The organism is Shewanella sp. VB17, assembly GCF_013248905.1.
Taxonomy (GTDB): domain Bacteria; phylum Pseudomonadota; class Gammaproteobacteria; order Enterobacterales; family Shewanellaceae; genus Shewanella.
The window spans coordinates 186,244-199,803 of record NZ_JABRVS010000001.1 but is presented as its reverse complement, the minus strand read 5'-3'; the positions used below and the strand labels follow the sequence as shown (position 1 = coordinate 199,803).

The 13,560-nt window shown below is 39.9% G+C and carries 13 protein-coding genes, 1 tRNA gene and 1 rRNA gene; 11 read left to right on the top strand and 4 right to left on the bottom strand.

The genetic code is table 11. The features are described from left to right. The first annotated feature begins 217 nt into the window (after positions 1–217). The 3 genes from rrf to HQQ94_RS00845 all read left to right on the top strand — a co-directional run bounded on the left by rrf (position 218) and on the right by HQQ94_RS00845 (position 877). Positions 218–333: ribosomal RNA gene (gene rrf / locus HQQ94_RS00855) — 5S ribosomal RNA — on the top strand. Positions 334–439: 106 nt separating this feature from the next. Next, positions 440–516, top strand: a tRNA-Asp gene (locus tag HQQ94_RS00850). 109 nt (positions 517–625) lie between these two features. Then, positions 626–877, top strand: a complete 252-nt coding sequence (locus tag HQQ94_RS00845) for a YkgJ family cysteine cluster protein (RefSeq protein ID WP_173292668.1) — start codon at positions 626–628, stop codon at positions 875–877. 5 nt (positions 878–882) lie between these two features. Here the strand turns inward: HQQ94_RS00845 and HQQ94_RS00840 are convergent, their stop codons facing one another. From HQQ94_RS00840 to gpmM, 4 genes are read right to left on the bottom strand one after another with little or no spacing between them, the layout of a single operon-like run. Next, positions 883–1,644 carry a divergent polysaccharide deacetylase family protein gene (locus HQQ94_RS00840; RefSeq protein ID WP_375335710.1) on the bottom strand — a complete coding sequence of 254 codons (762 nt, stop codon included), beginning with the start codon at positions 1,642–1,644 and terminating at the stop codon, positions 883–885. 25 nt (positions 1,645–1,669) lie between these two features. Continuing rightward, complete coding sequence (locus tag HQQ94_RS00835; protein ID WP_173292666.1) at positions 1,670–2,875, bottom strand: S41 family peptidase; 1,206 nt, start codon at positions 2,873–2,875, stop codon at positions 1,670–1,672. A 34-nt stretch (positions 2,876–2,909) separates the two neighbouring features. Then, a complete protein-coding gene (locus HQQ94_RS00830) occupies positions 2,910–4,046 on the bottom strand; it encodes a murein hydrolase activator EnvC (protein ID WP_173292665.1) in 1,137 nt (378 codons plus the stop codon). A 7-nt stretch (positions 4,047–4,053) separates the two neighbouring features. Continuing rightward, positions 4,054–5,598, bottom strand: a complete 1,545-nt coding sequence (gene gpmM / locus HQQ94_RS00825) for a 2,3-bisphosphoglycerate-independent phosphoglycerate mutase (RefSeq protein WP_173292664.1) — start codon at positions 5,596–5,598, stop codon at positions 4,054–4,056. Positions 5,599–5,839: 241 nt separating this feature from the next. Between gpmM and HQQ94_RS00820 the strand changes: the two genes are divergently transcribed. From HQQ94_RS00820 to HQQ94_RS00785, 8 genes are all read left to right on the top strand, one after another. Continuing rightward, positions 5,840–6,274, top strand: coding sequence for a rhodanese-like domain-containing protein (locus tag HQQ94_RS00820; protein ID WP_173292663.1), 435 nt, complete (start codon positions 5,840–5,842; stop codon positions 6,272–6,274). Between the two features lie 149 nt (positions 6,275–6,423). Beyond that, positions 6,424–6,918 (top strand): protein-export chaperone SecB, encoded by a 495-nt coding sequence (gene secB / locus HQQ94_RS00815; protein ID WP_173292662.1) that lies wholly within the window; start codon positions 6,424–6,426, stop codon positions 6,916–6,918. A 109-nt stretch (positions 6,919–7,027) separates the two neighbouring features. Beyond that, positions 7,028–8,044: an NAD(P)H-dependent glycerol-3-phosphate dehydrogenase gene (gpsA, locus tag HQQ94_RS00810; protein WP_173292661.1), complete on the top strand. Its 1,017-nt coding sequence runs from the start codon at positions 7,028–7,030 to the stop codon at positions 8,042–8,044. A gap of 22 nt (positions 8,045–8,066) precedes the next feature. Beyond that, entirely contained in the window at positions 8,067–9,251 is a 1,185-nt protein-coding gene (locus HQQ94_RS00805) for an NAD(P)/FAD-dependent oxidoreductase (RefSeq protein ID WP_173292660.1), read from the top strand. A 951-nt stretch (positions 9,252–10,202) separates the two neighbouring features. Beyond that, positions 10,203–10,847, top strand: coding sequence for a hypothetical protein (locus tag HQQ94_RS00800; protein ID WP_173292659.1), 645 nt, complete (start codon positions 10,203–10,205; stop codon positions 10,845–10,847). Positions 10,848–10,959: 112 nt separating this feature from the next. After that, positions 10,960–11,634: a hypothetical protein gene (locus HQQ94_RS00795; protein ID WP_173292658.1), complete on the top strand. Its 675-nt coding sequence runs from the start codon at positions 10,960–10,962 to the stop codon at positions 11,632–11,634. Between the two features lie 187 nt (positions 11,635–11,821). Then, complete coding sequence (locus HQQ94_RS00790; RefSeq protein WP_173292657.1) at positions 11,822–12,613, top strand: hypothetical protein; 792 nt, start codon at positions 11,822–11,824, stop codon at positions 12,611–12,613. A gap of 237 nt (positions 12,614–12,850) precedes the next feature. Beyond that, a complete protein-coding gene (locus tag HQQ94_RS00785) occupies positions 12,851–13,531 on the top strand; it encodes a FlgO family outer membrane protein (protein ID WP_254303970.1) in 681 nt (226 codons plus the stop codon). Positions 13,532–13,560 lie beyond the last annotated feature (29 nt).

Here is a 13,560-nt window from a genome sequence, read left to right as displayed (position 1 = left end):
GAGTGATTACAGAGCGAAAAAGAATACCAATTTGATTTAAGTTACACTCAATTATATTTATTTAACAGCTTTTCGAATTTAGTTATTTGGTTAATTACGCAGGAAATTGTTTGGCTGACAAAGCCGTAACGAGCGAAGCGCGGCGTGTACTTTAGTACACAAGCACTGGAGCGAGGAAACAATGCCGTGAGACGAATAATTAACCAGTAAGAATTTGTCTGGAAACCATAGCATTGTGGCCCCACCTGATCCCATCCCGAACTCAGAAGTGAAACGCAATCGCGCCGATGGTAGTGTGGGGTCTCCCCATGTGAGAGTAGGTCATTTCCAGGCGCCTAATTCGTTTTCACTTTGACTTTTTATTAGAGAAAGTAGTGAAAACACGTCTCCTAACTTTGACAAGTTAGTGACGAAAAAGAATTTAGACTTTATGTCTAAAGGAGTGGTAGTTCAGTTGGTTAGAATACCGGCCTGTCACGCCGGGGGTCGCGGGTTCGAGTCCCGTCCACTCCGCCAACACAAAGACGAAAGCCTCATCGAAAGATGAGGCTTTTTTCGTTGAGATAAAAATATAATCCGAGCATAGAACATCTATGATCTTCGTTGCATAGTGGGGTAAGTAAGAATGGATTGTCGTCTTGGGTGTGGAGCGTGTTGTATTGCGCCATCGATAACGAGTTCTATTCCTGGCATGCCTAATGGTAAATTAGCTGGTGAGCGTTGCGTACAGTTATCTGTTGATAATTTATGTAAGATATTTGGAATGGAGGAACGCCCTGACGTGTGCCGTTCTTTTACTGCAACATTTGATGTTTGTGGAAAAACGAATACGGAAGCTCTTTTTCTGATTACTACGCTAGAACAGGAAACAGGTTAGCATACTCACAACTTTAATTCTGCTTCTGTAGGTGAACTATTCTTACTTGCTAATTTGTAAGGTAATAACTCTGAAGTTTTAACTAACTTTATACCAGCCTTTTGTAATCTATGCAGGTTGAGTTTTAAGTATTGGATGGTTTCTGGGTATGGATGAGCAATGGCGACTATCTGACCTTGATTGTGCGCTAACATCATTAATTTTGAAAACTGGCTTTCTAAAGCGGCTGTCGATACATCATTATCCAAAAAAAGTTCGCGTTTAAGTTGAGGTACTCCTAATTGATTAGCAGTGCTGCCGGCTTTGGTAAAGTGTGTCGTCATACTATCGACAAAGTAGAGATCATTTTGTTTAAGGCTTTCCATAACCCAAATCATTGGTTCTTTTAATTGAGTCAATAAACTTCCCATGTGATTGTTGGCTCCCTTTGCAAAGGGGATGCTAAGAAAAGCAGATGTTAAATTATTTTTTAATTCTTTTTCATTCATGGCGTTTGTGAGACCCCCAGGACCAAGAGCTTTTCCATTTAGTGCTTGCATGGGAAGGTGTACCATTATTTCATGGCCTTTGTTGTAGGCCATATTAGCGACAGAATATCCTAATGGAGTATGAGGAAGAACCGATAGCGTGATACTTTCAGGTAGCGTCAGTACAGCTTCATCGGATTGACGATATCCTATATCGTCAATAATGATCGCGACTTGGGCCGAATATGCAGAACTACTTATAACAACGGCGATAAAGTATAAAAAAAAGCGCACTATAATTATTATGTTTCACCCTTAAGGTGGGTTATTTTTTAGTTTTAATCCAAGTTATAGCAGAGTCGAGGATCTTGTCCTGTGTGTCTTCACCTTGAATCTCTAATTCTTTGATTATAGTCATACTTTTATTATTTGTAATAGTATCTAAGTTTAATTTTATATCTGGCTCGATCCCTTTACTGTCGATGTTACGTCCATTTGGAGTGGTGTATTTAGCGATGGTGAGTTTTATGGCATGACCTTCTATTAGTGTGGGGATTAAGCTTTGGACCGTTCCTTTACCGAAGCTAGTCTCTCCTATTATTTGTGCTCTATTGTTCTCTTGTAAGGCTGCTGCGAGCACTTCTGATGCTGATGCTGAGCCTTTATTGATCAGTATTGTCATAGGGACATTAGCAAACATTGTTTTTGGTGAGGCATAGTATTCAGAGTTAGCATCGAAAAACCGTCCTTCTGTTGACACTATTTTTCCTTTAGCAAGAAATATATCAGCAATCTTGATTGCTTGATCTAATAGACCACCGGGGTTATTTCGCAGATCTAAAATAATGCCTGTCAGTTTGATTTGTTGCCATTGCGCCAGTTGTTTCAGCATATCCTCTGTAGAGTTATCTTGAAAACTGGTTAAACGTATATAACCAATTTTATTTTCTATAATTTTTGTTGATACTGACTGAATTGAAATAGTCGTCGGTATAAGGGTCACTTCAAACACCGTACCGGCGCTGGGGTGGAGCAAGGTCAGTGCTATAGACAGACGATTTCGACTATGGTGCTTAATTTCTTTTAATAGTTGTTCTAGTTTTTTAGGATCAACGGGCTTGTTGTTAAGTTTTAAGATTTGATCACCAGGTTTAATACCTGCATGATCAGCCGGTGAATTTTCAAAGGGAGTGATAATAGTGATTTTTTCATCTTCGCTTGCTATTTCGACACCAAAACCAAAATATTCCCCTTTATTAGCTTCTCTTATGTTGGAGAAATCTTGTTTATCTAAAAAGTTTGAATATGGATCGAGATGGGCAAAAATCCCCTCTATAGCAGCGGTTATTAACTCATCTCTACTGAATTTTGTAACATAGTAAGTTTCAACCGTATCGATGATATCGAGGAGAAGTGGGTAATTGAGACGTGAATGAAGCTGTTCTGTATTTTCCTGACTCGAGAGAGTAACAGAAAGACCCAGCGCTAAGCCCAACAAAGTAAATGAGAGGTAGCGAATAAATTGTTGCATGGCAGCCCTTATATATATGGGCCCTTGTCATCGATTAGCGCTTACAATATTTCGCAGGATCGACAGCTTGCCCTTTATGCCTTACTTCAAAGTATAGGCCAGCCTCGGTCTGTCCACCTGATCGTCCGACTAATGCGACGGATTCTCCTTTATTTACATGATCTCCCGCATTTTTTAATAATGTTTGTGCATGGCCATATAGGCTCATGTAGCCTTTACCATGGTTTACAACTAGCACCATACCAAAACCGCGTAACCAATCAGCGTAGATCACTTTACCTGATGCGATGGCGGTAATAGCTTGTCCTTCAGGTGCAGAAACCGTGACACCTTTCCATTTCACCTGTCCTGAACGTTGACTGCCAAAACCAGATTTAATACGACCTTCTGTAGGCCATGAGAGTTTATTCTCATGTGACAAGCCATTCATCTTTGGAGTATTTTTAGTATCAACAATGGCTTGTTCAACAATTCGCTTTAAGCTGGCTTCCTCTATCTGGAGTTGCTCTAGTTTAGCGCCACGACTGTTTAATGTTTTTTGCAGTAGTGCTAGTGTATTTTGACGTTGCCCTTGCTCAAGTGTGAGTTGTTTATTTTGCTGTTGTTGGTTTAGAATTAAACGATTGAGATTTTTTTTCTGGCTGATTTGTTCCTTAGTGATCTCGTCTAGCTCTTTCATTGTCTCCTGGAGCTCATTAATTGACGCCATTCGGGCTTTATTCAGGTATTGATAGTAAGTTAAGAGGCGTTCTATTGTTGCAGGGCTTTGTTGATTTAATAACATTTTACTGTAATCGTGATTACCCGAGAGATAGGCACTAGCTAATTGATTTGCAAGTGACTCTTGTTGTCTTTTTTTAAGCTTGTTTAATGCTTTTTGTCGCTGAGTTAATGAGATCAGTTTTTTATCTGTTTGGGCTAATGAAGTTTTGGTTTGATTTACTTTTTTTGCGACGACAGCAATCGCTTTTTCATCTTTCTTGAGCAGGTTGACTAGTTTCGTTCTCTGCTTATCAGTATCTTTTAGATCCGATTCTTGTCTACTTATTTGTGACTGAAGCTGTTTAAGATCGGATTGACGTTGCTGCAGATCTGAAGCCTGCAGTTGTGTTGAAAGTAGGATAAAGCCAGCAAAAATACTGGCTTTAGAAAAAAAGTTAATGTTTACCAATTACTATTTACTCATCGAATTTAATTATTGAGCGACCAGTCATGTCAGCTGGCACCTCTTGTCCCATCAAGGTTAACATGGTTGGGGCAAGATCACTTAATCGACCACCTTCTATAATACTTGCCTTACGGCCAACATAGATCAATGGTACTCGTTCAGAAGTGTGAGCTGTGTGAGCTTGACCTGTTAATTCATCGGTCATTTTCTCAGCGTTGCCATGATCTGCTGTGATTAAACATTCGCCATTCACTTTTTCTAGTGCATCTACCACACGCCCTAGACAGGTATCGACAGCTTCACAGGCCTTGATTGCGGCATCAAAGTTACCTGTATGGCCTACCATATCACCATTTGGATAGTTACAGATAATGACATCATATTTAGTTGATTCAATGGCTTTAATGAGTTGGTTGGTTAATTCTTCGGAACTCATTTCTGGTTGTAAGTCGTAAGTCATGACGTTAGGTGACTGGATTAGTATTCTATCCTCACCTTTAAAAGGCTGTTCTTTGCCACCATTGAAGAAGAAGGTGACATGGGCATATTTCTCTGTTTCTGAAATACGCAGTTGAGTTTTATCTTCTTTTTGTAGTGCTTCACCTAAGGTATTTATTAAGTCCGTTGCAGGGTAGGCAATGGCCGCGTCAATATCGGAGGCGTATTGTGTTAGCATGACAAAATGTGCTTTAGAGATGACTTGGCGTTTGAACCCATCAAAATCATGGTCCACAAAGCTGCGAGTTATCTGACGTGCTCTATCTGCACGAAAATTCATAAAAATTAATGAATCATTATCTGCTAGTTGTGCGATGTTGCCTTGTGAGTCAACAATAGCAGAGCTGCCAACAAATTCATCATTTTCATCGCGTGAATATGCTGCCTCAAGGGCTTCTGCCGCATTACTATACTGATGTAATGATTTACCTTGCGTGATTAAATCATAAGCTTGCGAAACACGATCCCAGCGATTATCACGATCCATAGCATAGTAACGGCCAATAATTGATGCCACACGGCCAGTGCCTAATGTCGTGAATAGCTCATCAAAATGAGCCAAGCTATTTTTTGCGCTACGGGGTGGTGTATCACGTCCATCAAGAAAAGCATGCAGGTAAACTTGTTTTGCTCCCCGTTTTATTGCTAAACGACACATAGCGTCAATATGAGCTTCGTGGCTATGGACACCACCAGGTGATACTAGGCCCATAATATGGACGGCCCCATTGTGGGTGATAGCTTTGTCTATTGCTTCATTAAGTACTTGGTTTTTATTAAACTCACCATCATCAATTGCTTTACCTATACGTGTCAGCTCTTGATAAACAATACGGCCTGAGCCTATGTTAATGTGACCAACTTCCGAGTTCCCCATTTGCCCATCAGGTAGGCCGACATCTAGGCCTGAAGCGGAAATTAAGCTGTTAGGGTAAGTTGAATTCAGTTTATCTAATGTCGGTGTGTTCGCGTGGTATATTGCATTGTTCTGAGTATTTTCACGATAACCCCAACCATCGAGGATCAGCAAAGCCAAGGGGCGTTTACGTGTTTTCATACTAGTACCTTTAAATTTGATAAAGTGGACAATTAAAATTTGAGTTGGCTAAATATTACTACGTAACACTAAGTGGAAAAAGCAATTTACCTAGATTGGGCTTATCGAAATTGACTTTATTGGCACTCAAGGGCAATTTTGAGATGTTTATTAGGGTAACAACTTGCTGTGATCTAGCATTGCGATGGTATACTCTGTCCCCCTTATTGTAATTTCAGCACATAGAAGTAGGCCATTTACCATGCAAGAATATATTGAATTTTTAAAAGCGAACCCTATGCTGAGCTTAGCTTGGATAGCTCTATTCGTTGGCCTTATTGTTAGTGTGTTTAAATCTAGCATCTCTAAAGTGAGCACGGTTGATCACCAGCAGGCGACTTTATTGATCAATAAACAAGATGCGAAAGTGATTGATGTAAGAGAAAAAGCGGAGTTTAAAAAGGGGCATATTATTGATGCGTTAAATATTCCTCTGTCAGAAATTAAAAATAATAAAATCTCCGCCCTTGAAAAGTTTAAAGCGAGTCCCATTATAATGGTATGCAATGCGGGTATGGTTTCATCTCAAGCAGCGCAATTGATGGTCAAAGCAGGTTTTGTATCTGTAAATAACCTCAAAGGTGGCATGAGTGACTGGCAATCAAATAATTTGCCAGTATCTAAAAGTAAAAAATAGATACTGAAGTTATTATTTTAAAAGTATATTTTAAAATAAAAGCCCTAAATAACCGGGATGGTGATTGAGAGTGGTCGCTCTCAAGTAACAAAAGCCCTTGAAGAATAGGTTTTAATTTAAAAACCAATAACTTAGACAGGTAGAAAATCATGGCTGAAGTCGCTAACAACGAACAACAAGATCCACAATTCAACATTCAACGTGTTTACACGAAAGACATTTCTTTCGAAACGCCAAATAGCCCAGCAGTATTCCAAAAAGAGTGGAAACCTGAGGTTAAGTTAGATCTTGACACTCGCAGTGCTAAGTTAGCTGACAATGTATTTGAAGTGGTTTTATCTTTAACCGTTACAGCTAAAAATGGTGAAGAAACAGCCTTTCTTTGTGAAGTTCAGCAAGCGGGTATTTTTGCCATTAATGGTTTGACTGAGCAGCAATTAGCTCATTCTTTGGGAGCATATTGCCCTAATATCCTATTCCCATATGCTCGTGAAGCTGTTGGTAGCCTAGTTAGTCGTGGTACTTTCCCGCAACTAAATTTAGCGCCGGTAAATTTTGATGCCCTATTCGCTCAGTATGTTAATCAGCGTCAATCTGACGCAGAAACTGCAGATGCTGAAAAAGTTGAAACAGCAAACGCGTAATATTGTCATTTAACAGTATCTGTTCAGCAGGTATTGCTTGTTGCTCAGATAGCAGCTTTTTCACTTGATGCTTAATCTTAAGTGAAATCTTGAAGTTACTTGGGTACATATGAAAAATACTGCCGATATTACGGTACTGGGGGCGGGGTCTTATGGCACCGCCCTTGCTATTTCTTTAGCCAGTAATGGACACCGAACATTGCTTTGGGGTCATAATCCTCAACATATTGAAAACCTAAAGCGCTCTCGTGCTAATGACGTTTTCTTGCCTGGTATTGCGCTGCCCGATCTTCTTATTCCTGAAGCAGACTTAGCTACCGCACTTGCTGCATCGAACAACGTGCTCGTGGTTGTTCCTAGCCATGTATTTGGTTCAGTGCTTGAGCAGGCTAAGTTACTGTTACGCGATGATGCTCGTATTATTTGGGCGACCAAAGGCCTTGAGCCTGAAACGGGGCGTTTATTGCAAGAGGTTGCACGAGATATTCTTGGTGACAAATATCCTTTGGCCGTGTTGTCTGGGCCCACTTTCGCTAAAGAGTTAGCCGCTGGATTACCGACAGCAATCTCTATTGCCGGTACAGACTTGATATTTATCAAAGACCTTGTCGAGTTACTTCACAGCCCAAAACGTCTACGTGTTTATGAAAATGATGATTTTATAGGCTTACAGCTTGGCGGTGCAGTAAAAAATGTCATTGCCATTAGTGCGGGGATGTCTGATGGTATCGGTTTTGGCGCGAATGCTCGTACCGCATTAATAACCCGAGGTTTGGCTGAGTTGACGCGTCTGGGTGAAGCCATTGGTGCTCAAGGTGCTACTTTTATGGGAATGGCAGGCCTAGGTGATCTTGTGTTGACTTGCACAGATAATCAATCTCGTAATCGCCGTTTTGGCTTAGCCTTGGGTCAAGGTAAAGATGTTGATATTGCGCAAACTGAGATAGGCCAAGTCGTTGAAGGTTATCGAAATACTAAAGAAGTTTACATATTAGCCAAACGACTTGGCGTTGAAATGCCCATTACTGAGCAAGTGTATAATGTCTTGTATCAAGGGGCGAGCCCTCATGAAGCCGCTAAGGCTTTACTTAGCAGAGAGCAAAAGTCAGAAACGTCAAACGATTAGTATTTAAAGCCGAGGCAGTAAAGTGAAACATCATGATGTAATTATTATCGGCGCGGGCGCTGCGGGGCTCATGTGTGCAGCCAGTGCCGGTTACCGTGGGCGTGATGTGCTAGTGCTCGATAATGCCAAGCAAGCAGGCCGTAAAATACTGATAAGCGGCGGTGGACGCTGTAATTTCACCAATCTTAAAGTTGAGCCGAATCACTTTCTTTGTGGTAACAGTCATTTTGTTAAATCGGCACTAGCTCGCTATCGCTCAAGTGATTTTATCGAGCTCGTTGAACGTCACGGTATCGAGTATCATGAACGGGATCATGGTCAGTTATTTTGTAACGATTCAGCCAAAGACATCGTTGCTATGCTGATGACTGAATGTGAGTGGGCCAGTGTAAAAGTACAGTTACGTACAGACATTAGCGCCGTGAGTAAAAATGCCCAAAGTCAATTTGAGCTAACTACAGATAAAGGCCATTATTCATGTGATTCGCTGGTCATTGCCACTGGTGGGCTTTCAATGCCTAAATTAGGTGCCACACCTTATGGTTATCAGCTCGCCAAGCAGTTTGGCTTAAATGTGCTGCCTACTTGTGCAGGATTAGTTCCTTTTACTTGGCATGCTGAGCAGAAATTGAAGTTTGAATCCCTTTCAGGTATCGCTGTACCGACCACTATCACAGCGAAAGATGGCACTCAGTTCAGTGAAGCGCTGCTATTTACACATCGGGGGTTATCAGGCCCAGCTATTTTGCAAATATCTAATTATTGGCAGCCAGGTGAGCCGATAAGTATTAATTTATTACCAGGCGTCGATGCGAGGGCGGCCATTGCGTTAGTGTTAGCCAATCATCCTAAACAAAACCTTAAAAATACCCTAAGTCACTGGTTACCTAAACGTCTTGTTGAAACTCTATTTGATGAATCTCTACTAAGTAAGGCGATGAACCAGCTGGTTCACAGTGAGCTTGAGCTGCTTGCTGTCGATTTAGAATCTTGGGAGATAGTCATGAATGGCACTGAAGGTTATCGCACCGCAGAGGTGACCTTAGGCGGCGTGGACACCAATGAACTGTCATCAAAAACTATGGAAGCTAAGACAGTGCCGGGCCTATTTTTTGTTGGTGAAGTGGTGGATGTCAGCGGTTGGCTAGGCGGGTTTAATTTCCAATGGGCCTGGTCATCAGGCGTCGCTGCGGGGCTGGCGGTTTAACCTACCTTAAAATGCAGGATTCAGCATGTCGAAAAATGACGGAGTTCAAGTGCATTAATTGTTTCTGCATTCAGGCCGAGCTTTGATAAATGGGCTACAGGCTGGGTACCTGAATTTGTTCACTCCCCCTAACTCCTCATTGACTAATTTCCTGACTAATTCCATAAATAGTGTTCGAATAGAATAGTCACTTTTTTCAATTAAAATAGTTAGTTATTATGCTAGATGAATAATATAAACCTTAGATATGATCCATGTGCGCACTAAAATTAGCTAAATTAAGTAAGATTAGTAACCTGTTTATCCCTCCGGTATTAAAGAACACTCTGCAATCCCCGTAGAAATATTAAATCACCACACCTCAATGATAGGAAGCTGTGTCAAAGTATTTGAGTATTTCACGATCTTGCAGCGAAAAAGGGTCAGATTAGGGCCAATCCAGAACATTGCCAGTTTTGAAATTATCTCGATTTGGCAATTTCAAGCTAACCATAAATAGTCTTAATGTTAAATAAAGAAGCCAGGGCTAATGCTCTTGGTTAGTCATGCCTGCAAAAAGGGCCCTCCTATAAATGTGGAGGACGGTAAAATGTGCCTCTTTTGAACTATGCCGCCGAGATTTTCGCTATGTCATTTAAAATCAAATTGTTAGGTATAGTGGTAATGTAAACCAATTAAACTTCCTTATCGTAGTTATTGATCTGAGTTGCCTTTTTCTCGGTTTGATCTAAAATGTTAAATGTTATCTAAGTGTAAACAAGCTGCTCATAAATAACAGATGGGTAACAATCTATCAATAAAGGGCTAAAGTTAAAAAGATGGGCGCCGATAGTGTTAGTAATGTAGATAAACAGTCGTAGAAAACCCTACACCTGTTTGAGTAACTTACATTTTAGTCATTTTTCATAAATTGGTAATTTGTTAGGAGTAGTTGTTATGCAAAGGAAGAAAATGAAATTAGTTTTAGGAGCTTTATTCCTAGGGATATCAAGTAATGCTATTGCAGCCACTGGTAGTTTTAATATTACGGTACAGACAGTACCCGATGTAGTATTAAGCACTGTGACTCCATTAACTTATGGCGCGAATATGTTTGTGACCCAAGGGGGAACATGCTTTATGGATGCGACGACCCCTGGAGATGCTCTAGCTGACCTTATGCAATATGATGGCGCAACGGTTGCAAAAGCGAACTATGGTGATTTAACTGGGGCCGGCTGTGTTAATGGTTTAGGAACCGGGACTCCCGGCGTTTATAAAATTACAGGTATTTCAAGCAATACTGTTAATATTACCATTTCAGCTATAAGCGGTGCTGATTTTGATTTTGCACCCAATTCTGGCTGTATTGTTACCTATGAAAATGGTGCCGTTGCTGATACTTGCGATGCGTTCGTACCCGGTGTAAGTGCGGCCAAATTGCTGCCTTTAGATAACGTTTCTGAAAGCCCTGTTACTGGGGGCACAGGTGTAACTGTTGCTGGCGAGTTAGTATTTACGGTCGGGGGCACTGTCACTGTGGGTGGCACAAACGCCGTAGATTTAACTGCTGGCACTTCTTATACACAAAACTTCCCTGTTAATGTTATTTATTAATAAAATTAGCGAATAGGACAAACGGACTAACATTATGTTCCTTGGTAACGCTTAACAAATAAATATTAAGCTGCTTTAGGTATAATTCATAACAATATGAAGGAGAGTTGCCATGCAACTATTTAAAATGTCTAAATTATTAGTTCCTTGTACATTAATAATGTCAATCATCAGTCTACATGCTTCAGCTGCAGACAGTACAGATTATTCGGTCGGTTTTGATACTGTACCTGATATCACAATCGTCGAAAATCAAGGGTTGGACTTTGGTACAGGTTTAGCACTAACGGCAGGCGTTAACTGTACATTGTCGCTAACCGATGAAGGTACTCCTGCTACGTATCCTGGTGATACAGCAATGAAAATGGCGGGAGTCGTAGTTGATACTGAAGGTGTTAATGTTAATGACCTAGCTGGCACTGGTTGTGCGACTTTAGCTAAAGGTGGCACTTACGGTCTTTATGAAATATCGGGGGTCAATGGTGGTACGGTTAAAGTCACCGTTAAACCCAACACGACGGGAACGGACTTCACTTTTGTGCCAACAGGTTGTGTTGCTATTTATGATGGATCGGGTGATGGTGACAGTTGTACTGCATTCACCTCAGATGTTGCATTAAATACTGTTCGTATCGCAGACGCTGGTGATACTGTCGGCAATACAGGTGGCGGTATTCCATCACCAGGAAAAACATTGATTGCCGTTGGCGGTACGATTACCACCACATCGACACATACAGCTGGTGAAAGTTTAGTTGAGACATTTGATATTTTAGTCACTTATTAAGCGAATAAGCTAAGCATTAAATGAATATCAATAACGAACAAGCATAGTAATAATATAAAGCCCTTTTTACCTTAGAAAGGGTTTTTGTATGTATGGGTTTTTAAATAAAGTAAATGAGTAACTTTTATACTATTAGGTCTCTACCTGCGGAATAAATCGACTTTAAAAATAAGGATTGGAATAAATTATGATAAATTTAAAGTCATCACATAAAAAAACTAAATGTGTGACACTTTTCTTTTTAGTCGTCTTAATGTTGCTATTTTCTTTTCAAAGTCAAGCAATTCATATGTCAGCTTTTAGAGTTTATCTTGATGAAAATCAAAGGCAAAGTACATTCATTTTAAGTAATTCAGAGACAAAATCTCAAGAATGTCACCTTTCTTTACGTCATTATAACTATGATGATGCAGGTAAACTAATTAAATATGAAGGGGATGAACTTCCTGAAAACTCTGCAAAAAATTGGATTAGATTTTCACCTAAGCATTTTACTTTAACACCTAAAAATTCACAAAAAGTACGCTTTATCATGCGTCGCAAGGCAAACGCGATGCCTGCAGAGTATCGATCTTTTATGGTAGTGGATTGTGGTGTAGAAAATAAAGAAACGACGGAAAACTTAGTCAATATAAAACCTATATTAATTCATAATGTGCCTATTATTGTACGTATAGGCAAACTCAAAGTGGATGTGGCGTTTAGTAATATAAACGTAAAAAATTCTGCTGTGTATTTTACAGTCACTCGAAATGGCACTCGCTCTATTTATGGTGATTTAGAACTTATTGATAAAAGAACAGATAAAAAAGTAGCTTATCAAAAAGGTATTTCACTCTATCCCGGAAGTTCTCATGGTAACTTCTCCTTAAGCACTCAAGACATTAACCCTGAAGACTTACAACTAAAGTTCATTGAAAACACTCAGTTTGGTGGAGATAAAGTTATTATTGGTAGTGTCGTAGAGCGTTATGATTAATAGTCTATTGATTGAGTGAACAGGATCAATGAGTCTAATAAAAGCTTAGTTTTCATCATTGTGAAAATTATAAATTAAGCTGGCGGTGTGAACATTTTACTCGGTCATTACCATTATGTATCGAGAAAAAATTAAACGTGCTAAATGACATTTGTGGCGAAGGTATCCAGACAGGACTATAATCCGGCTAAGGAGATAAAAAACATGATTTATCGTAAAGTATTTTAAGGTAAGCTTATGAAACCTATAATTTCTTTTGTTGTAATATCTTTGTTGACAAGCTGTTCAATGTTTAATGATACAACTTCTGCGCAAGATACAGAACTCACCACCAATATGAGTGTCAATGATAGAGGGAACTTTCGCTTTAATAACACATTAAACGCTGAGGACATGAAAGTTGATTCCTTTGAGGGGCGAGAACTTAATAACGATATAAATTTTTATATTCGTGGAATGATGCAAGACTTAGTCGGAAACTTGCAGTATGTTAACAACACAACGCCTATTGCGGTGACAAGCTTTGCTTTTTTAGACAGTGATCTTCAACAAACCAATTTGTTAGGTAATCAAATAGCCGAGAGTCTTATTCACGAAATTCATAAAGTCGGTATTCCTGTGTTAGATTTCAAAATTACTGATTCATTGAGTATTACTCAGGAAGGAGACTTTATTTCTAGTCGTGGCTTTAATGACTTAACAGCCGAAATTCCAATCAAGTACATAGTCACAGGGAACTTAGTCAAACATCAAGGTGGTTATTTAGTGAATGCCCGTATTGTTGGTATTTCATCTAAAGCAGTCGTCGCCTCTGCACAAAGTTTTATCCCTGCCCATGTGGCTAAAGCATTATTAAGTAGTAAACCTGTGAGCTCTTCAGAACAAGGCGTTAAGAAGGTGCCTTTGGTTCAAGGATAACTAAGCGCTCATAAAATGTACTTTAGCAC

Coding starts and splice junctions, on each gene's coding strand:
- HQQ94_RS00845 (WP_173292668.1), top strand. CDS start 626: ATGGATTGTCGTCTTGGGTGTGGAGCGTGTTGTATTGCGCCATCGATA.
- HQQ94_RS00835 (WP_173292666.1), bottom strand. CDS start 2,875: ATGCAACAATTTATTCGCTACCTCTCATTTACTTTGTTGGGCTTAGCG.
- gpmM (WP_173292664.1), bottom strand. CDS start 5,598: ATGAAAACACGTAAACGCCCCTTGGCTTTGCTGATCCTCGATGGTTGG.
- HQQ94_RS00820 (WP_173292663.1), top strand. CDS start 5,840: ATGCAAGAATATATTGAATTTTTAAAAGCGAACCCTATGCTGAGCTTA.
- secB (WP_173292662.1), top strand. CDS start 6,424: ATGGCTGAAGTCGCTAACAACGAACAACAAGATCCACAATTCAACATT.
- gpsA (WP_173292661.1), top strand. CDS start 7,028: ATGAAAAATACTGCCGATATTACGGTACTGGGGGCGGGGTCTTATGGC.
- HQQ94_RS00800 (WP_173292659.1), top strand. CDS start 10,203: ATGAAATTAGTTTTAGGAGCTTTATTCCTAGGGATATCAAGTAATGCT.
- HQQ94_RS00795 (WP_173292658.1), top strand. CDS start 10,960: ATGCAACTATTTAAAATGTCTAAATTATTAGTTCCTTGTACATTAATA.
- HQQ94_RS00790 (WP_173292657.1), top strand. CDS start 11,822: ATGATAAATTTAAAGTCATCACATAAAAAAACTAAATGTGTGACACTT.
- HQQ94_RS00785 (WP_254303970.1), top strand. CDS start 12,851: ATGAAACCTATAATTTCTTTTGTTGTAATATCTTTGTTGACAAGCTGT.